Below are 19674 nucleotides of genomic sequence, written 5' to 3' on the forward strand. Positions count from 1 at the left end.
GAGTTGGGAATGATCAGAAGCAATGAGCAGCCTTGGAAAGTGCAACAAAAGGTCTCGTGGTTGCAGTCAGCATACTGCGGCCTTGTTCCTCGACGTCCAGCGCAGCAAAGCTTGCCGCCGTTTCGTTCGAGAAAATTGCCCAAGCCTTAGCACGCGCTGGATTTAACTGGCGTTCACTCTCCGTATTGTCGCGGTCGATGTCAGCCAGGGTGGCGCAATGTTGCAAATGAAGCTCTCCTAACTATAGCGGCTGCGGCCTCGATTCATTCTCATTCGCGCGGGGAACACCATGAAGGATAAAGTCGTTGTCATCACCGGCGCGCTGGGCGCGCTTGGCAATGTAGTCGCTGAGGAAGCCCTTTCGGTGGGTGCGCGGGTCGCCGCTATCGATCATGCTGCCTCGCAGCTCGCGGCAACAGCCGATCGGATCGAACTTGGCCACATCGATTTGACTGATGCAGCACAGGCGAAAACAGCGATCGATGCCGCCGCCGCTCATTTCGGCGCGATCGACGCGCTGATCAATATTGCCGGCGGATTTACCTTCGAGACCATCGCCGATGGCGATTCCAAGGCCTGGCAGCGCATGTATGCTCTGAATGTCGAGACCGCGCTGAATGCCTCGCGCGCGGCGATCCCGCATCTTCTCAACTCGCGCGCAGCCCGCATCGTCAATATCGGCGCGATGGGCGCTTTACAGGCCGGCTCAGGCATGGGGCCTTATGCGGCGTCGAAGGCGAGCCTGCACAAGTTGACCGAGTCACTAGCTGCCGAGTTGAAAGGCAAGATCACCGTGAACGCAGTGCTGCCCTCGGTCATCGATACCGCGGCAAACCGCGCCAGCATGCCGAAGGCCGATCCTGCCAAATGGGTGAGGCCGACTGAACTCGCCGACGTCATCCTCTTCCTGGCGAGCGACGCCCCAGCGCCGTCACTGGCGCGTTACTGCCGGTCAATGGACGGGTCTGAACACCGCTATCAACTTCCGAAGCACGGTAGCTTCGCACTTAGGTGCTGGAAAAACTGATGCCGACCTCACTTACCGAGACCGGACGTTCGTCATGTCTCGTCGTACGTTCGCGGTTAATTACCAGTCACCACTCTTCAAGTGCGGTGCCATCAGTGCCGGCAGGCGCACCCCCGACCCTTCCCGGTCGCCCTTGCCGAACGCGAAAACAATCTCCGAAGCATCGGCCTACACGTTCCGGACCCAGGATGCCGAGCAAACGCTGGCGGCTTGTTTGCGTCGTGCCATGTGCAGTCTTCACCGTTGGATGCTGTAGGAAGGACGTGGGGGGCAGCGACACTTTATTTTCACCCAAGAAGACCGGAAAAATGCTCGGGCTCAGGCGAACCAGTGTGACTGTCGTCGCGGTCTGCTGGCTTGATAAAATACGCTCCGGGAAAACATCAAATCACTCGGACGCTGGGACCTGGATCAGGCAGGACAAAGTTATGCTCATGGGTCGAGGTTCTGCAAGTGTACAGGTCTCCATCAGAGGCAAGAGAGTCTTCGAGCGTTAGCGCCCGCGTTGCCAGAATCGCCCACTGCCGAAGCCGCGACAGCGTCACTTGGCGAATTGCCTGCTGATTCCGTGCCAGGCTTGATCTTTGAGGGCAATCAGGGTCGGAGGCGGCAATTCAGCTGGTGGTTGGGTACTCCTGGCACCGTTCACGACCAGGCGGGCGACGTCGATTTCTCCATCTGTGTAATAGGCGTCGCCTTCTCCATTTCGACCAAAGAGGGTCGGTCCTATTCCGGAAATCTGGAAAAGCGCCTCGACCATGCCGGCCACCTTCAGATCATGCATCAGCAGGTCACGTTCAGCATCAATATCCGGTCCGATATGATGGGTGACTTGGCCCGTGTCGTGGCTAAGTCCGACACCACGATCGAAGGTGATCGACCCGAGCCAAACTGGGCGACCATCTGTACCTTTTTCAAGAACCTGCCACAGCCGAACGTGGTGCCGCCGATCGGCGCTCCTACCGTCTGGCTTCTCGAAAGCAAGCTGTTCCTCTTTCCCTTGATAGTAGAGCGGACTAACGGGCGCGTCCCGGTATGGGCGGTCAAGTATGACGCTGCCGATGATTTCGATGCTCGTTCTCAACGTGATCGGATCGGCGGGAAACCATTCAGCGGCATTCATGGCGCGAATGATGTCTTCCTTGCCGCCGACAAGCCCGACGTTTAGAGCGTCGCCCGGAATGCTGGCAGAGGTACGTGTCACCATGGGCAGATTCGTCAAATCTGGCTCATGCTCATGGTGGCTCCACATCGCAGGCAACACGAGGTAGGCCGATATGAAATAGACGACTGGCACGGCCCCGAGAATGATCAGCCAACGACGGCGTTTTGCGGATCGTTTCATTTGAAGCCATCCCCGCTATTGCTAACAAAGGCGCTTCGGCGCGACCCAAGTCATTAGGTGAACGTTCCCTCCCAGTGGGGATGGCGCGCTACCGATCGTATGAGGCATTTTCGATCAATCGACTATGCAGAAGCGGCCGGATTGGAGAAGATACCAGGATGGCACCCCCTCATTCTGTCGCCTGATGTCAATTTCATCGCCGACAAATCAGCCAGGCCCGCCGAGATCGAGAATTCCATCCGCCGCCCTATTCGGTCGCCCCGCATGCAATTCCGTTGGCGATCTGTTGAAATACAGAGGTCTCGACGCCGTTGCGGACACGGCTACCGTAGGGTGGACCTGGTCGAAGTGAGAAGGATTAGAAGGCGATCTTCCCGGCAGTCAGTTTCTTGATTGTGAGAGGAAGGTGCAATGCGATGAAAATCGTCAGTACCCAAGAGCGCGGTCGCCGTCTCTTTTGCTTTGCACACGCATAGGTTTTGTGGCAGCTTCCCGACCTATTAGGGAACTGTTTGTCCCTGAGAAGACGCCACTATTTATTGCAGTCCAGGCCATGGCGGGATCAGGCCTTTCGTCCCCGGAGCGAAACGCCAACGACCTCTTATAGAATTACGCCGCTCTCGCGCGGCAAGCAATTTTCCAGTTCGGCAAGGAGTGTGGGATGCCCTTCACCAACTCTTTCGTCTTTTCCGATCCATTGCCGTATCAGGCAGCTCTGCGCATCTTCGATTTGGAAGTCATTCCCACGTGCACGGGTAAGTTTCGGGCAGAGTTAACGCAAATCGACTTGGAAAAGCTGCGGATGGAGCGCGGCCATGAAAATCTGCCGCATGTCGTCGCTGGGTCCGCCAAGCCCGGTCGCAAAACGATTACGTTCCTCACCGGAGAGCAGGTGATGGTATACTGCGGTCATGAAGTCTTGCTCGGTGATATTATCATCCTGAGAACAGGTTCCCAACATCAACGAAACAGGGCGAACCACCACTGGGGATCGATGTCTCTTACGCACGACGACTTCGCGGCGGCTTACGCGGCCATAACCGGTCGCGAAAACTCGGAAGCAACTCTCAAGCTTGTTGTGCGACCGAACTCTGACCTCATGTCGCGACTGCTGATGGCGCATGAAATGGTTGGACAAATGGCGGAGATGACCCCCGATGTGCTTGCGATACCTGAGGTGTCGCGTGCTCTCGAACAACAACTGATCCAATTGATGATGAGATGCCTGGACGAAAGCGAGTCGTCAGAAGTGACGACCGGTAGTCACCGCCATGATCTGATCGTCGCGCGACTCGAGGGCTTCCTGCAAGAGAATCCCAAACGGCCGCTGTATTTGATGGAGATTTGCACCGCGATTGGTGTTGCAGAGCGAACACTCCGGGCCGCCTGCCAAGAGCATTTGGGAATGGGCCCGATCCGCTATCTTTATTTGCGAAGAATGCACCTGGTGCGCCGTGCGCTCTTGGGCGCGGATCCGTCGACCGTTAGCGTCACGCGGATTGCGACCGACCACGGCTTCTGGGAGCTTGGCCGATTCTCAGTTTCTTATCGCAACGTGTTTGGCGAGTGTCCCTCGGAAACCTTGCGCAGGCCAATGCAAGACAAGCCCGAACTGCTCGGGCGCCCATCGTCGCTCGCTGGCGTTACCTACCAGTAGACGCTTGAAAGCATCGCCGCGATGCATTGAGCTGCCGTTTTCGCATAGTCGGTACCCCGGTTCTGGGCGGCCAACTTGCGGTCGGATACTGTCTCGCAGAGGCTACCCTAAGTTTTGGGAGGGGCTATGCGAAACGGCAAAAACCGTGACTGTTCCGCTTGCCGACCAGATCACCCCTTAAAAGGGCGCCCAGGGCGGAAAAAGAACGCCGTCCCGGAAAGCGCCCTCAGCTTCCGAAGTTGCATAGCCGGATCACCTCTGATCTTCCATCCTGCAATTCGGCCATTGCAGTTCGCGATGACGGCACGCATCGAATGAGACGGCCTGGATGGCGGAGCACGGCACGGCCACGTTTGCCAGTCCCGAAGACTACAGCGCCGCAATTGGAGCTGCGAGGCTCAACCTCTTCGTCACCGCCGGGGGAGACTTCAACGGGCGACTGACGTGGTTGAATGTGAGCGGCCTGCAGGTGGTTCGCGGGCGGGAGAATATCCCGCGCATCGGCTTTCTTGTGCTGCCGCCGGCCCAGGCGGTCATCTCGTTCCCCGCGAGCGGAGAATCGTCCTTTGCGTATTGCGGGATTGGCTTGGATTTCGGCGATTTCGTATTCCATGGCCTCGGCGAGCGCGCCCATCAGCGGACCGATGCGGGAGGCGTTTGGGGGCTTATATCACTTCCACCAGAGCAGCTCGCGGCTTGCAGCAGGGCCCTGACCGGGCAAAGCATCAGGCCGCCATCACAAGGCCACGTCACGCGGCCCGCGCGCGATGCCGCAAAATGCTTGCTAGGGCTATTTTCAAAGGTGTGTCGGCTCGCTGAAAACAAACGTGCGCTAATCGTCAATCCGGAGGTTGCGCGAGCCCTCGAGCAAGAGTTGCTTCACGCGCTTGTCAATTGCCTGACAACCGGCGCTGCCGCCGAAAGCCCAAGGCGGAGACGACGTCACACCGATGTCATGATCCGGTTCGAGGAAGCCTTGGCCGCTCGAAGCGAGCCGCATTTGAACGTCTCGCAGCTCTGCGCGGCAATCGGCGTGCCGGAACGAACCCTGCGACAATGCTGCGCCGAGTTTCTGGGCATGAGCCCGACCCGGTACTACCTGTTGCGCCGCCTGAACATGGCGCGCGCGGCATTGCGGCGCGCCGACCCGAAGACGGCAAGTGTGGCGGCGATCGCGCGCGACCATCAATTCGTTGAGCTCGGACGCTTCGCCGTGGCTTACCGCGCCGTGTTCGGCGAAATGCCATCGTCAACGCTGCGCCGCGCTCGATCCAAAACGGAATGATCCAAAAGGTTCTGCCGAAGTCGCATAGCGCACCCTACGCGTACCTAGGAAGATCGATATCGACAGGCAGCGGACGGCCACGGCGAAAGCCGTCGGCAAAAATGATCTGTTGCCTGCAACCAAGCGCCGGAATCCGAAGGATCTTTCCTAACACGCATCGCGATTCGCAATCGGAGGAGCTGGAGTCATGAACATCAGTAAAAGCTTAAGAAACAAGCTGGTTTCAAGTGTTGCCTTGGCGGCAATAAGCCTGCCCGCAATGAACCTGACGGCATCCGCCCAGGCGCCGGCCGGCAAGCCGAACATTCTCTTCATCATGGGCGACGACATCGGCATCATGCAGCCGAGCATCTATCACCGAGGGCTGATGGTTGGCGAGACGCCAAACATCGACCGCATCGGAAACGACGGCGCGCTCTTCATGACATATTATGCCGAGCAGAGCTGCACCGCTGGGCGCAATGCCTTCTTCACCGGAATGCATCCGCTTCGCACGGGCATGATTCCCCCGCAACTGCCCGGCAGCCCGTCCTGGCTGCGGCCTGGCACCCCCGCCGTCGCCAAGTTCTTGCTCGACCTCGGTTACAACACCGGTGAGTTCGGCAAGAATCACCTTGGCGACAACCCTGAGGCGCTACCAACTGCGCATGGTTTCCAGGAGTTCTGGGGGTATCTGTACCACCTCGACGCGATGCAGGGCGTGAGCTTCCCCGACATCAACAAGAGCCCGACCGTGCAAGGGATCGCGCCGCCGTGCAAAGCAACGCCGGTCCCGGGTCTCGCCGATGTGCCCGGCGCTGTCGACCCGCGGACAACGACCTGCCTGACGCCGCCGCGGCCGGTGCTTGCCTGCAAATCATCGGACGGCTCGCAAGCGAACCAGACCTGCAAGGACGAAGGTCCCTTGACGCTCGACCGATCACGAACTGTGGACGAAGAAATCTCGGCGAAGGTCATCGACTATCTTGATCGCAACGATCCCAAGAAGACCAACAAGCCGTTCTTCGTTTGGTATAACCCTGCCCGCATGCACATTACGACCGTGTTGCCCCCCAAATACGAGGCGATGATCGGCGAGCCCGGCGGTAAGGACTGGGGCCTCAACGAGGCCGGCATGAAGCAGATGGACGACAATATCGGCTACGTCCTCAAGAAGCTTGAGGATATGGGCCAGCTCGACAACACCATCATCGTCTTCACGACAGATAACGGCGCCGAGAACATCACCTTTCCCGATGGTGGCACTACCCCCTTCAAGGGCGGCAAGCTGACCACCTGGGAAGGTGGCATGCGCGCTCCGCTGGTCGTTCGCTGGCCGGGCCACATCAAGCCGGGCACGGTCAAGAACGAGATGATGTCAGCGCTCGACTGGCTGCCGACGCTGGTCGACATCGCCGGCGGGCCGAAGGGCGACGCTTTGAAGAAGCAGATCGAGGCCGGAAGCTATCCCGGCATCGTCAAGACCACGCTCGACGGCGTCGACCAGCGCGCCTATCTCGAAGGCACGGACAAGTCGGCGCGCGAAGTCTTCTTCTACTACACCGGCGCGCAGCCATCGGCGGTACGCTACAAGAACTGGAAGATGTACTACACGATGGTGCCGGACACCGGCACCGGCGGTTTGTTCGGAGCGCAGAGTTTCCATTGGACGCAGGTCGCCAACATCAAGCGTGACCCATTCGAGCAGACAGTCGGCTCCGATGCCAAATCGCTGCTGGGCTATGCCGGTTCGATCGGCTCGCCGAGCACAGCCTATCTCTACGACTGGAATATCCTGCCCCTCGGCCAACTGCTCTGGGAAAAGGAGCTCTTCTCGTACAAGGACTTCCCTCCGATGCAAGCGCCGGAGACCTATAACCTCGACGGCATCCTTGCGGAAATGAAGAAGGCCGGCCACCAGAGCGAATGACTTCGACGTCCGAACAAGGTGGTCGGCTCCAACGAGCCGGCCGCTTCACTGCCAGACATAGCGGTTGTCCTCGTCATCTCTCGTCACGGGCTTTCCGCGGACTAATTAAGCCGAAGGCTTTCCGCAAAGGCCAGGTTCATTCTCGGTGGAGGCAAGCCCTAGAGAAGCGGAGGGGGCCCCCGGTCAAGCAACTAAGCGGCATATGCCGGAGCAAATGGAGACGATCATGAAGCCAGTCACGAGATCTCCTCACTTTAATCGCCGCGTCCTTCTCTCTTCGCTGGCGGTGCTTCCGTTGCTTTCGGCCTCACTTCACTCCAGCGCGGTGATGGCAGGAGCGCAGCGCGACGCGATGCCTTCCTGGAATGACGGCACCGCCAAGGCGTCTATCCTCGACTTCGTCGAGCGCGTCACGGAGCACGGCGGGCCGTATTTCGTGCCGCCCGATCAGCGTATAGCAACCTTCGACAATGACGGCACGCTTTGGGTCGAGCAACCAATGTATGTGCAACTCGCCTTTGTGCTCGACCGCGTGAAAATCATGGCTCCGATGCATCCGGAATGGAAGGCCAAGCAGCCCTTCGCTGCGGTGCTGGATGGCGACCTGAAGGCGTTGGCGGCTTCCGGCGAAAAGGGCCTGGCCGAACTGGTCGCGGTCACGCACGCCGGCATGACAACGGTGGAGTTTGAGACGATCGTCACTGACTGGCTTGCGAACGCGCGCGATCGCCGCTTCAGACGACCTTACACCGAGTTGGTGTACCATCCGATGCTGGAGTTGCTTGCCTACCTGCGGACGAACGGCTTCAAGACCTTCATCGTGTCAGGCGGCGGCATCGAGTTCATGCGACCATGGACGGATTCTGTCTACGGCGTCCCTCCGGAGCAGGTTGTCGGATCGTCGATCAAGACCCGATATGAAATTCGTGACGGTACCCCGACTCTATTCCGCCTTCCTGAAGTCAACTTCGTCAACGACAAGGCAGACAAGCCGATCGGTATCAACGAGCGTATAGGCCTCCGACCGATAGCAGCCTTTGGCAACTCTGACGGCGACCTCGAAATGCTGCAATGGACGACGCTCACCGACGGCGCTCGGTTTGGCCTAATCGTCCACCATACCGACGCCGAACGCGAATATGCCTATGACCGTCAATCAGATTTTGGGAAACTGGACGTGGCGCTGGACGCCGCGGCAGTCAACCGGTGGACGGTGGTCGACATGAAGAGGGACTGGAAGCGGATCTTCGCCTTTGAGTAAGGACGGAAACCGCGAAGCCCGGTGACACCGCCAATGCAGTGTGGAGCGTATTTCGATCGCTCAACGCGACGCATGGTGAAACTTTGTTGCCGCAGCCGGCGGGCCCCTTGCAGGATGATAGTTTTGCCGAAACTGCATAGTGCGAGAGGCCGCGATTCGGCAATCTGACGGTCGCTGTGGCCGGGGTTTGTGATGAGTTTCACCAGTACGAAATATGCCCGAGGGCAAGCGGTCGAGCGCCCCGCAGACGAGGGAATGGATTATATTCCGGGCGGGACTTTTCGCATGGGTTCGGATGGACACTATCCGGAGGAGGCGCCAGCGCACCGGGTTGTCGTGGACGGGTTCTGGATAGACCGAACGCCCGTCACCAATCTTGAATTCCGGGAGTTCATCAACGCCACGGGCTACGTGACCTTCGCCGAGTTGACACCCGATGCAAAGGACTATCCGAACGCATTACCACACATGCTGAAGGCCGGCTCCCTCGTCTTCACGCCGCCCAAGCAGGCTGTCGACCTGCGCTATTGGGGCGAATGGTGGACGTTTAAATTTGGAGCCAGTTGGCGTCGTCCCTATGGACCGCACAGTAACCTCCGCGGACTCGACGATCATCCGGTCGTACATGTCGCCTACCGTGACGTCGAAGCCTATGCAAAGTGGGCCGGCAAGGAATTGCCGACCGAGGCCGAATGGGAATTCGCCGCACGCGGGGGCTTGGATGGCGCCGAGTTTGCCTGGGGCGACGAACTGATGCCCGGCGGCAAGCATATGGCGAACACCTGGCAGGGCAACTTTCCGCACGAGAATCTGGCGACCGACGGTTTCGAACGGACCTCGCCGGTCACAGCGTTCCCGGCCAACAGTTACGGTGTGCACGACATGATCGGCAACGTTTGGGAGTGGACCGCCGATTGGTACTCGCCGAAGCACGAGGCCGATGCGCCGAAGGCGTGCTGCATTCCGGAAAACCCGCGCGGTGGTCCGGAGACGGCAAGCTTCGACCCACGGGATCCGAAGATCAGGATTCCACGCAAGGTGCTCAAGGGCGGCTCGCATCTTTGCGCTCCCAACTACTGCCGCCGTTATCGTCCGGCCGCGCGTCATGCCGAGCCGATCGATACGTCAGCCAGCCACGTCGGTTTCCGTTGCGTCGTCAGGAAGAGGAGTGCGTCATGAGCAGCGACAAGATTCCAGAAAATTCCGAGACCAGCGCCACGTCATCCAGCACAGGTTTGAAACGCCGCGATCTGTTGCTCAGCGGTAGCTCTCTTGTCGCAGCTTCGGCGTTTTCGGCTGCCGGACTGACAAGTCCCGCAGAAGCGCAACAACCGACCGCGGCGCCTGCGTCGACCGGCCAGCGGCCCAACATCGTTGTCATCATGGGTGACGACGTCGGCATGTGGAACATCGGCGCCTATCACCGGGGCCTGATGGCCGGCCGGACCCCGAACCTCGATAAGCTCGCAGCTGAAGGCATGATGTTCACCGACTACTACGCCGAGGCGAGTTGTACGGCAGGGCGCGCCAACTTCATCACCGGCGAGTTGCCGATTCGAACCGGCATGACCACGGTCGGTCAGGCCGGCGCATCCACAGGCATACCGGCACAGGCGGCAACGATCGCTACCGCACTTAAGGGAATGGGCTACGCCACCGGGCAGTTCGGGAAGAACCACCTTGGTGACAAGAATGAATTTTTACCGACGGTGCACGGCTTCGACGAATTCTTCGGCTATCTCTATCACCTCGACGCGATGGAGGATCCTGCACATCCGGGATATCCGCAGGAGCTGCTGAACACCGTCGGTCCGCGCAACATGCTCCATTGTTATGCGACCAATGTCGACGATCCCACCGTGGATCCACGCTGGGGCAAGGTTGGCAAGCAGAGGATCGAGGACGCCGGAACGCTCTATCCCAAGCGGATGGAAACCGTCGACGACGAAATCCGTGACCTCGCCCTGAAGTTCATTGACAAGGCCAGGGCCGACAACAAGCCGTTCTTCCTGTGGCTCAATCCGACCCGCATGCACATCGTCACCCATCTGTCACCAAAATACGAGGCGCTGCGCAATTCCAAGAACGGCTGGACCATCCATGAAGCCGGCATGGCGCAGCTCGATGACGACGTCGGCGTCGTGATGCAGAAACTCAAGGACATGGGCGTCGATGACAACACCATCGTGGTTTTCACGACCGACAATGGCACCGAGGTCTTCACCTGGCCGGACGGTGGACAGACGCCGTTCGCGCAGAGCAAGGGCACAGTCCTGGAAGGTGGGTTCCGTGTACCCTGCATGATCCGCTGGCCGGGCAAGGTGCCGGCCGGCAAGGTTGAGAACGGTATCATCTCCGGGCTGGACTGGTTTCCGACCTTTCTCGCGGCAGCCGGTAACCCGAACATCGCCGAAGAGCTGAAGAAGGGCAAACAGATTGGTGACACCACCTATAAGTGTCACCTGGACGGCTATAACCAGATGGACATGATCACCGGAAAGGGCCCGTCGAACCGGCACGAAATCTTTTATTTCGGCGAAAGCGAGCTTGGTGCCGTGCGCATCGACGACTTCAAATATCGTTTTATCGACCAGCCTGGAGGCTGGCTGGGTGAAAAAACCAAACCCGATGTGCCCTATTTGATCAACCTTCGCCTCGATCCCTTCGAGCGCACCGGCTGGCCAAATAGCGGGACCAAGGAGGGGGCCCAGCAATACTTCGACTGGTTCAAATACGAGTTCTGGCGTTTCGTCTTTGTCCAGCAGCAGGTGGAAAAACTGGCTATGACGGCGATCGAGTTTCCGCCGATGCAAAGGGGCGCGAGCTTCAATCTCGATGCCGTGAAAGCGAAAATCGCAGCAGCCCAGGCAGCCATCGCCAAATAGATACGCTGAAGTTCATGACGGGTGCCGAAGCCTGGGCGTCCGTCATGACGAGCGTCTCGTGGCCTGACCTGCTTGCAGGCTGCAAACGAGACCAATGCCGCAAGCAAACTGTACGATCAATGAAGCAACGCAAGCCGTTGATTGCTGCACGACGAGCCATAGCGGATTCCGGTGCGTCGTAAGCAGGGAATACGTCATGAGTGATGAGCATTTATTTGAAGAGCATCGAAACGGCGCGGCGCCAGCTGGTACGGGAATCAATCGACGCGATCTTCTGCTGGGCGGCAGTTCGTTAGCGACAGCATCGGTCCTGGCGGCGACCAGTCTCGCGACACTGGCACAGGCCCAGCAACCGCCGCGGGGTAGGCGACCAAATATTGTTTTCATTCTGGCGGATAATTTGGGCTACGGCGAGCTGGGAGTTTACGGCGGCGGCATTCTACGCGGCGCGCCGACCACACGCATTGACGCGCTCGCCAGCGAGGGCACACGCCTGCTTAACTTCAACGTCGAAGCACAGTGTACGCCCTCGCGGTCCGCGCTCATGACGGGTCGCTTCTCCATACGCTCCGGTACCTACGAAGTGCCAATCGGCGGGGCCCCGGACGGCCTTACGCAGTGGGAGGTCACCGTTGCGAAGCTACTATCAGATCAAGGCTATGCCACCGGTATGTGGGGCAAATGGCATCTGGGCAGCGCCGAAGAGCGGCTTCCCACACATTTTGGCTTCGACGAGTGGTATGGAATCCCGCGCACCTACGACGAGGCGATGTGGCCGTCGCTGGACGAAGCGAACGGCATGTGGCCGTCGGTTGGCAACAAGCAGGGCTGGAACGCAAATATTGTTGGTCCCGAACCGATCTACGAAGCGCGCAGGGGTGAGAGAGCCCAGAAGGTCGGCGACCTAAACCTGGACAGTCGCCGAACGATGGAGGCCCAGATAACGAGCCGTGCCGTCGAGTTCATCAGGCGCAATGCACAGACGGGCAAGCCGTTCTTCGCGTACGTTTCATCGTCCCTCATGCATATGCCAGTGCTACCGGGTCCCGACTTCGTCGGGAAAACCGGCAATGGCGATTGGGCTGACACTTTAGCCGAATTGGACTACCGCACCGGTCAGATACTTGACGTCATCAAGCAAGCTGGGATTGAAGACAATACGATAGTTGTCTTCACCAGCGATAATGGCCCGGAGGCGACGCACCCGTGGGAGGGCGATAGCGGACCTTGGCGGGGCACATACTTCACGGCGATGGAAGCCTCCCTTCGTGCTCCATTTATTATCCGCTGGCCGGGTAAGGTGCCTGCGGGCCGCGTAAGTAATGAGATCGTCCATATCGTGGACATGTTACCGACCCTCGCGCGCGTGGGCGCCGCGGACGTCCCGAAGGATCGTCCCATCGACGGCGTGGACGAGTTGGATTTCCTCCTCGGGAAACAGGAGCTCTCCAATCGCGAGGGATTTCCAGCCTATGTGGCCGACCGGCTTTCGGCGGTAAAGTGGCGCAACTGGAAGATGCACCTGATTTGGCAGGTAAGTATGTACGACACGCCACAGAATCTGCCCTTACCGAGAATATTCAACTTGCTCACTGACCGGAAGGAAGAGCGCGACGTGGGCGCTTACAACAGTTGGATAGCTGAGCCGATGTTCAAAATCCTCGCAAAGTTCCAGGCAAGCTTGAAGAGATATCCGCCAATCAAGGCCGGCACGCCTGACCCTTATTCGCCGCCACCGTTCCCGTGAGAGGCCATCGCTGAACCGATAACGATTCAGATGCGGAGGAAACTAGTATGAGCTCGAACAACGTCGTATGCGCCTTCTACGCAGTGCTTCTGTCATTGATTTCGCCGGTCGCTAGTATGGGAACACCTGATGCACGCGACACCGATTTCTCCTCACGCGTGTTCACGGCGGCTCAGACCGCCAAGCGGCAATGCGTAAATACCTGTCGTGCACGATATCGCGACTGCGTGGCCACGAAGCAAATACCAAACTCCGAGTGTCGGGGTGTTTACCAGGATTGCACCCGTTTCACTTGTAACGCTGTCCAGGGATGACCGACCGCGGTTTAAACGACGCGATAAGCGGCTGATCGTCGATCACGGCCTAAGTACTGAAGTGCGATCGCAAGCCGTTCTTGCAGGACTAAGAACCAAACTCGAAATGAGACCTGATCGGCGTGGGACTGAAGCTGCCATTTATTACCGCGGACGGCTCTAAGCTGTTATAGATCGGGGATTGCGCAAGGCATGTCCTCAGTGGGGCCAGATGCGACAGCGCGAGTTCATCAAACGCTGGGGCGGTGCAGCGGCAGCTTGGCCGCTCGCCGCGCTTGCGCAGCAAGCGAACATGTTGAGACAGCTGGCCATAGCCGTTTGCCTGATCCTGCTTGCATCGCATCCTGCCGTTGCGCTCGATCCAGTGTCCCTGCAGCTCAAATGGAAGCATCAGTTTCAGTTCGCTGGCTACTATGCAGCCGTCGAGCAGGGCTTTTACCGCAGCGCCGGTCTCGACGTAACGATCCGCGAGGGCGGTCCCGATATCGACGCCGCCGAAGCGGTTGCCGGCGGCCAAGCGGATTTCGGCGTCTGCACCTCCAGCGTCCTGCGCGAATGGGTGATGGGCCGCCATTTGGTCGTGCTGGCCGTCATCTTCCAGCAGTCCCCAGCGATCATTCTGGTGCCGCGCCGGGCCGACATCAGAAGCGTCTCAGACTTGCGGGGCCGCACGCTGATGGACACGCCGGGCAGCGATGAAATCGCTGCCATGTTGAAGCACGAAGGTGTGGATTATGCGGCGATGCCGCGCATTGACCACCGGGGCGATCCACGCGATCTCCTGGCCGGCAAGGCCGACGCGATGGTCGCCTACAACACCAACGAGCCATTCGTCCTTGAACAGCTCGGCGCCGCGTATCGCACCTTCTCGCCCGCGGCATACGGGGTCGATTTCTACGGCGACAATCTGTGCACCTCCGAAGCCGAGGTGAAGGCCCACCCAGAACGTGTGGCGGCATTCAGGACTGCAAGTCTGAAAGGCTGGGCCTATGCGCTGGCGCACAAGGAGGCGACGGTCGATCTCATCCTTAAGACCTATTCGGCAAAGAAGAGCCGCGAGGCCCTGCTGTTCGAAGCTGCCCGCATGGATACCCTGGTCAGGCCGGGCCCCGGCCGGATCGGTGAGCAGGATGCTGCCCACTGGCGACTCATCGCCACGACCTATCACAAGCTCGGGCTGCTGGCTGACGATACGCTGCCCGCGAGACTGATGTGGACTGGCGAAGACGACATCGAAGGGCACTGGTTGATCGCCGTTTTGTTTGGGGTTGTCGGATTGGCGTTTATGGTGCTGGCTTTGTACCGAAGCCGCTCCCTGCGTAGGGCATTAGCCCGGTTCGGAGCATTTCCGCCGGTCGCCACGATAGGGCGGCCGAGGCTGAGTTTTGTCATGTCGTTGCTGTTCATCTGCCTCAGCATTCCCATTCTCATTTTCATTCTGATCTACAATTACAACAAGAATTCCGCCGGCATGGTATCCATCCTGAACGACGCGGTCGCGCAGACCAGCCGCTCCGGCGTCGAGCGCGCCGAGAACTTGATCGACAGCACCGAAACCCCGTTGCGCTTTCTCGCCGACGTGGCCGCCGCTGATCCCGGCTATTTCCGCATCGAGCAAAGCAATGATCTGTTGTACCGCGCGCTGACCTCGGCAGCGCATATCGACGCCGTCTACGTCAGTTTCGAGGATGGTTATCATAGGGTCGTCACCCGCATGGACGACGATCGAAGACGTAACGACCCCCGTATTCCGGCGGCTGCGAATTGGCACGCCAGCTATATCGATGCGATCACCTTTGCGCTCTCGCGGGTTCGGCATCGCAAATTTTTTGACGTCTGGCCGCATTTAATCGGCGGGTACGATGTTGCAACCGACTTGGACATCAGGACCTTACCCGGCTATCAGACGGCCAAGATGACACGGACCCTTGCGGTAACCGAGCCCGCAATCAATCCCGACACCGGATTCCCTATTCTCTACTTGCGTGTTCCAATCTTCCGCGGCGTCAATTTTCTCGGCTGCGCAACGGCCAATATCACCATGGACGTGTTGTCGCGGTTTCTCGACAAGCACCGCGCCAGCGCGCACAGCGTCACCCTGATCGCCGACCGCAATAGCGGCGAGATCATCGCCTTCCCGTATATGCAGAAGAGCGTGCGCGTCGAGAACGGCAAACTCAAGATCGCGACCCTGACCGATATCGACGATCCGGATGTCCGTGAGGCTTCTCGCCGACACGCCGGTGCCGATACCGACAGTTTCGTTTTTCGGTCCCCTGCAAACGGACGGGATCTGATTGCGGCCTTCGCCAATTTCCCGGATGGCTTTGGCCAGCCCTGGCAGGTGATCACCTTGACGCCAATCGACGATTTCGTGGGGACGTTGAAGGCGACCAATCGGTTGATCATGGTGGTCATCATCATCCTCACCACGATCGAGCTTTTCTTCATCTATATCGCGGCCAGCCGGCTATCTCGGCCAGTAGAAAACGTATCGCAGCAATTGCAAGCCATCGAAAGTCTGCAATTCGACGCGCCGGCATCGCGGCCATCCAACATCAGGGAAATCGCAAGGCTTGAATCGGCAGCTGCGCTACTTCGCAACTCGCTGAAATCGTTTTCCTCCTTCGTTCCGCTCGATGTGGTCCGCCAGCTCATCAAGTCGGGCATTCCGCTGACCCTGGGCGTCGAGCCGCGGTTCCTCACCGTGTTCTTTTCCGACCTGGAGAATTTCTCCACACACTCGGAAACCCTGGCCCCGGAAGACTTGCTGGTGCAGATCTCGACCTATCTCGAGCAGGTTTCCGGCGCGATCTTGGTAGAAGGCGGGACCGTCGACAAATTCATTGGCGATGGTGTCATGGCGTTCTGGAATGCTCCGATTCAGTGCCCCGACCATGTTCTGCGCGCCTGCGCGGGCGCGTTGCGAGCGGCACGGCGCATGGAGCGGGTGAACGATAGCTGGGAAGCGGAAGGACGGCCGCGAATCCGCATCCGGATCGGGCTCAATTGCGCCAACGTATTGGTCGGCAATGTCGGCTCCTCGGCCCGGCTGAGCTACACCGCTTTAGGGGATGGCGTAAATGTCGCGGCGCGACTTGAAGGCATTAACAAGCAGTTTGGCACGACGATCTGCATCAGCGACAGCATCTATGACCAGGTAGGGGCGGAGATATTGGCGCGCCCCTTGAAGCGGGTTCAGGTGAAGGGCCGCAAGACCGAGTTCATGATCTTTGAATTGCGTGCCTTGCGCGCCAGCTCCGACGCGGAGCTGAGGGCCCGCGACCGGGACGAGCAGCTCTGTGCAATGACGAGGTTAGCCTCGCAATATTTTGAGGCTGGTGACGTTGCGGCAGCGCAGCGGGCGTATCACTCTGTCCTTATTTCCTTTCCCGGCGATCCCGTGGCCAAATTCATGCTGACGGAATGCGAAAAGTGCCTCCTGATTGATTCCAGCGGCGGCGATTACGTTTAATAAGCAATTTCAATAAGTTGCGGAGCGATGAGCCTGGATGCTATCACGGCGGAGGGCTCTGAGCAGTTTCATTCTAGGTTCCCTCCCTCCACCGAGAAGCATCGCGAAGACCTCCGAGATGTAGGCGTGCTGTAACGCGAGTATTCAGACGGAGACCCGATGGGCCCCGAGTTTCAACCTATCAACCATATCAACCCAAGATCTGCGATCTGCAGCTAGTGACCTTTAGCAGCGTTCACGCTCACTCAATGTCCGCTCAGCACCAACGTCTTGACCGGCAGCACTAGCGCCTGAATGCGTAGCAACATTGCGTGCACAATGCTGGTGGGTCGACGGCGTGCAGCGCCGTTGCGCCATAATGCCGGGCAACTTGGTCTTGCTGAATCCGAGTCCCAGCTGCAACATCCGGCTGCAGACCCGGCTGGGGGCACCATGAAATCGATTGCTCACGCGGCTCCGGCCGTCGATGTCCAGGCAGCACCGAAGCTCCACAAGCGCAACGTCGCCCTGGACCGTGCACGCACCTTCCTGACGCTGGTCGTGCTGCTGCATCACGCGGTGATCCCCTACACCCATTTCGGGCACACCGACCCGACGTCCTGGATCGGCTTCGACTGCGTCGTGCTCGCCACCGACAGCTTCTTCATGGCGATGTTCTTCTTCCTGTCGGGGCTGTTCGTCTGGCCCGGGCTCGGCCACAAGCCGTGGCTGATCTTCCTGCGCGACCGGCTGCTGCGGCTCGGCCTGCCCTTCGTGATCTGCGCGTTCACCGTGATTCCGATCGCCTATTACGCGATCGCGCTGCGTGCGACGCCGGACCTGACCTTCTCCGAATACTGGTGGAAGACCATGATCTTCGGGCCCTGGCCGAGCGGCCCGATCTGGTTCGTTTGGGTCTTGATGACGTTCGACGTGACGGCGAGCGTGCTGTACCGGGTGTCATCGCGCCTGCTCGAGCCGATCAACCGCCTGTCGATCAAGGGATTTGAACGTCCCTCGAAGTTCTGGCTGTTCCTCGTCGTCGTCAGTGCCGCCGCCTATCTGCCGATGCTGGTCCATTACGGCCAGAACTACTGGTTCGAGCTCGGACCGTTCTCGGTGCAGGCGAGCCGGGTGCTGCTCTATGCGTCCTATTTCTTCATCGGTGCGGGGATCGGGGCGGCGAACCTCGAGGGCGGCCTGCTCAGCGCAAACGGACGGCTGACCGAGCGGCGTTGGTTCTGGACCGGCATCACGCTGATCCCCTACTGCTTGATGTGGGTGATGATCTACATCAAGCGCGGGGTCATCGGTAACCCCGACCCGCTGCCGGGCTGGTATCTCGCGTCCTACGGCACCTTCTACGTGCTGTTCAGCGCCTCGATCCTGTTCGCGATCCTGGCCTACTTCCTGCAATCGAAGGCGCAGGGACCGACGCTGCTCGACCGCATGCAGGGCGACGCCTACGGCATGTTCCTGGTGCACTATCCGATCGTGCTGTGGCTGCAATACTGGCTGTTCGACATGGAATTGCCGGCCATCGCCAAGGCCGCGATCGCGTTCTTCGCCACCGTGGCGCTGAGCTGGGCCGCCACCGCCGTGCTGCGCAAGCTGCCAGGCGCCAAATACGTGCTGTAACGACGCAGCGATCCAGAGTGGATCTGCACACGCTCTCCGTTCGCGGCAAACGGGTTGCGGTGATCGGGCAACTCGGGCGGCCGGAAGCACGGGAGGTCGACCGCCAAGAGGCCGAACGATGGAGTCTAGCTCGCTGTGCGCGCGCCGATGGTGCCAGTACGCCTTCGGTGACGCGTTCAGTGAATCTCACGCCCGCACAGAACCGCATCGTAGCGGAATCGGCGAGCGATCACCAGGAGCCGGACGATCCGCCCCGATAGCGGCAGATCGGTCACTCGGCGTCGATAGCGGCTCTGGACACGTCGGGAAACCGTTCCGCACGAAGGACAGAGGCCGATGCTTCCAGAAGCCCGAACCATAACAATCGACCTAACACACCACCAAACTCGAGCGTTGGAATGCCTGCTGCATGGCGCTGATTCTCCTCCAATCAAAGCGCCAGACATCCCGCAATCTGCATCCTCTAATCCCGATAGCTTAATCCTCTTCCGCTCTAAGGGTGTGGATCGGCTTTTGTCCCACTGCGCAAGGTCGGACTTCGTTGTGTCGACGCTCGCTTCGGTTAGCGTTGCAAGGCTCTTGACCGAAGTGCATGATCGTCGTGTGCGACCCAGGCCATTCTTGCAAAACTTGTGTCAACACTCGGTGGCGCTACGATAGTCATGGCCGCCATACGCGTCTATTTTACGCACCAATAGCGGCGCATGGGCGGGGACGCAGCATAAATGACCGGTTCAAATCGAGCATCGCAACCACCTGATCGTTCACTAGGAGGGCAGCGTTGGACGGCTGAAGACGATGACCGTCTTTTAGAGCTAGTTGTCGGTGGACAAGAGTGGAGGACGATAGCTGCAGCATTGAATAGGACTTTTTCCAGCGTTCAGAACCGGTTTCGATTTCTAAAGGGCTCCCAGGAACGCGCTGCGCAATCGTCCCGCACAATTTAACACGCGCGCAGGATCGTGGTTTGGAGCCAGATTGGTCCTGTGGCGCTTTTAGCGTCGCCGGTCGTCGGATCGCAGAGGCTCTAGCCCGTCTTATTCATGATTGCCGGGCGGGGCAGCTGGAACATTTCCGGTCGGGGTGAAGGCGCGCGCGAACGCTTCGGCTTTTTCGCCGCTTTTCGACCCGACTTCGTGAACGCGTTGGAGG

At 59.3% G+C, this 19674-nt stretch carries 13 protein-coding genes and 1 pseudogene; 11 read left to right on the top strand and 3 right to left on the bottom strand.

Translation table 11 applies throughout. The features are described 5' to 3' along the window. Positions 1 to 13 precede the first annotated feature (13 nt). Positions 14 to 226: a hypothetical protein gene (locus AC066Y_RS36025; RefSeq protein ID WP_478278009.1), complete on the bottom strand. Its 213-nt coding sequence runs from the start codon at positions 224 to 226 to the stop codon at positions 14 to 16. A 63-nt stretch (positions 227 to 289) separates the two neighbouring features. Here AC066Y_RS36025 and fabG point away from each other — a divergent pair. Beyond that, positions 290 to 969: pseudogene (gene fabG, locus AC066Y_RS36030) on the top strand (3-oxoacyl-ACP reductase FabG). A gap of 599 nt (positions 970 to 1568) precedes the next feature. On the opposite strand, the gene AC066Y_RS36035 reads toward fabG, so the two are convergent. Continuing rightward, on the bottom strand, positions 1569 to 2372 hold the full coding sequence (locus AC066Y_RS36035; RefSeq protein ID WP_478278010.1) for an LssY C-terminal domain-containing protein: 804 nt from the start codon (positions 2370 to 2372) through the stop codon (positions 1569 to 1571). A gap of 661 nt (positions 2373 to 3033) precedes the next feature. On the opposite strand from AC066Y_RS36035, the gene AC066Y_RS36040 reads away from it, so the two are divergent. The 9 genes from AC066Y_RS36040 to AC066Y_RS36080 all read left to right on the top strand — a co-directional run bounded on the left by AC066Y_RS36040 (position 3034) and on the right by AC066Y_RS36080 (position 18522). Then, entirely contained in the window at positions 3034 to 4029 is a 996-nt protein-coding gene (locus AC066Y_RS36040; protein ID WP_478278011.1) for an AraC family transcriptional regulator, read from the top strand. A 328-nt stretch (positions 4030 to 4357) separates the two neighbouring features. Then, a complete protein-coding gene (locus AC066Y_RS36045; RefSeq protein ID WP_478278012.1) occupies positions 4358 to 5314 on the top strand; it encodes a helix-turn-helix domain-containing protein in 957 nt (318 codons plus the stop codon). A gap of 259 nt (positions 5315 to 5573) precedes the next feature. Further along, positions 5574 to 7223, top strand: a complete 1650-nt coding sequence (locus AC066Y_RS36050) for an arylsulfatase (RefSeq protein WP_478278023.1) — start codon at positions 5574 to 5576, stop codon at positions 7221 to 7223. A gap of 226 nt (positions 7224 to 7449) precedes the next feature. Further along, positions 7450 to 8484 carry an HAD family hydrolase gene (locus AC066Y_RS36055; protein WP_478278013.1) on the top strand — a complete coding sequence of 345 codons (1035 nt, stop codon included), beginning with the start codon at positions 7450 to 7452 and terminating at the stop codon, positions 8482 to 8484. A 192-nt stretch (positions 8485 to 8676) separates the two neighbouring features. Beyond that, entirely contained in the window at positions 8677 to 9663 is a 987-nt protein-coding gene (locus AC066Y_RS36060) for a formylglycine-generating enzyme family protein (RefSeq protein ID WP_478278014.1), read from the top strand. Next, the gene (locus tag AC066Y_RS36065; RefSeq protein ID WP_478278015.1) at positions 9660 to 11369 is read left to right on the top strand and encodes an arylsulfatase; all 1710 of its coding nucleotides are present in this window, start codon (positions 9660 to 9662) and stop codon (positions 11367 to 11369) included. The genes AC066Y_RS36060 and AC066Y_RS36065 overlap by 4 nt, the downstream gene beginning before the upstream one ends. A 196-nt stretch (positions 11370 to 11565) precedes the next feature. Further along, positions 11566 to 13116: an arylsulfatase gene (locus AC066Y_RS36070; RefSeq protein ID WP_478278016.1), complete on the top strand. Its 1551-nt coding sequence runs from the start codon at positions 11566 to 11568 to the stop codon at positions 13114 to 13116. 525 nt (positions 13117 to 13641) lie between these two features. Further along, positions 13642 to 16905 (top strand): ABC transporter substrate-binding protein, encoded by a 3264-nt coding sequence (locus AC066Y_RS36075; RefSeq protein ID WP_478278017.1) that lies wholly within the window; start codon positions 13642 to 13644, stop codon positions 16903 to 16905. 432 nt (positions 16906 to 17337) lie between these two features. After that, positions 17338 to 18522: an acyltransferase family protein gene (locus AC066Y_RS36080; protein WP_478278018.1), complete on the top strand. Its 1185-nt coding sequence runs from the start codon at positions 17338 to 17340 to the stop codon at positions 18520 to 18522. A 176-nt stretch (positions 18523 to 18698) separates the two neighbouring features. Here the strand turns inward: AC066Y_RS36080 and AC066Y_RS36085 are convergent, their stop codons facing one another. Continuing rightward, a complete protein-coding gene (locus AC066Y_RS36085) occupies positions 18699 to 18968 on the bottom strand; it encodes a transposase family protein (RefSeq protein ID WP_478278019.1) in 270 nt (89 codons plus the stop codon). Between the two features lie 279 nt (positions 18969 to 19247). Here AC066Y_RS36085 and AC066Y_RS36090 point away from each other — a divergent pair, with 279 nt between their 5' ends. Continuing rightward, the gene (locus AC066Y_RS36090; protein ID WP_478278020.1) at positions 19248 to 19469 is read left to right on the top strand and encodes an SANT/Myb-like DNA-binding domain-containing protein; all 222 of its coding nucleotides are present in this window, start codon (positions 19248 to 19250) and stop codon (positions 19467 to 19469) included. Positions 19470 to 19674 lie beyond the last annotated feature (205 nt).

It is taken from the genome of Bradyrhizobium sp. USDA3010, assembly GCF_056429065.1.

Excerpts from the sequence above, each read along its gene's own strand:
- AC066Y_RS36055 (WP_478278013.1), top strand. The coding sequence starts at position 7,450 with ATGAAGCCAGTCACGAGATCTCCTCACTTTAATCGCCGCGTCCTTCTC.
- AC066Y_RS36085 (WP_478278019.1), bottom strand. The coding sequence starts at position 18,968 with ATGTCTGGCGCTTTGATTGGAGGAGAATCAGCGCCATGCAGCAGGCAT.
- AC066Y_RS36060 (WP_478278014.1), top strand. The coding sequence starts at position 8,677 with ATGAGTTTCACCAGTACGAAATATGCCCGAGGGCAAGCGGTCGAGCGC.
- AC066Y_RS36035 (WP_478278010.1), bottom strand. The coding sequence starts at position 2,372 with ATGAAACGATCCGCAAAACGCCGTCGTTGGCTGATCATTCTCGGGGCC.
- AC066Y_RS36050 (WP_478278023.1), top strand. The coding sequence starts at position 5,574 with ATGAACCTGACGGCATCCGCCCAGGCGCCGGCCGGCAAGCCGAACATT.
- AC066Y_RS36045 (WP_478278012.1), top strand. The coding sequence starts at position 4,358 with ATGGCGGAGCACGGCACGGCCACGTTTGCCAGTCCCGAAGACTACAGC.
- AC066Y_RS36075 (WP_478278017.1), top strand. The coding sequence starts at position 13,642 with ATGCGACAGCGCGAGTTCATCAAACGCTGGGGCGGTGCAGCGGCAGCT.
- AC066Y_RS36065 (WP_478278015.1), top strand. The coding sequence starts at position 9,660 with ATGAGCAGCGACAAGATTCCAGAAAATTCCGAGACCAGCGCCACGTCA.
- AC066Y_RS36070 (WP_478278016.1), top strand. The coding sequence starts at position 11,566 with ATGAGTGATGAGCATTTATTTGAAGAGCATCGAAACGGCGCGGCGCCA.
- AC066Y_RS36040 (WP_478278011.1), top strand. The coding sequence starts at position 3,034 with ATGCCCTTCACCAACTCTTTCGTCTTTTCCGATCCATTGCCGTATCAG.
- AC066Y_RS36090 (WP_478278020.1), top strand. The coding sequence starts at position 19,248 with ATGACCGGTTCAAATCGAGCATCGCAACCACCTGATCGTTCACTAGGA.
- AC066Y_RS36080 (WP_478278018.1), top strand. The coding sequence starts at position 17,338 with ATGAAATCGATTGCTCACGCGGCTCCGGCCGTCGATGTCCAGGCAGCA.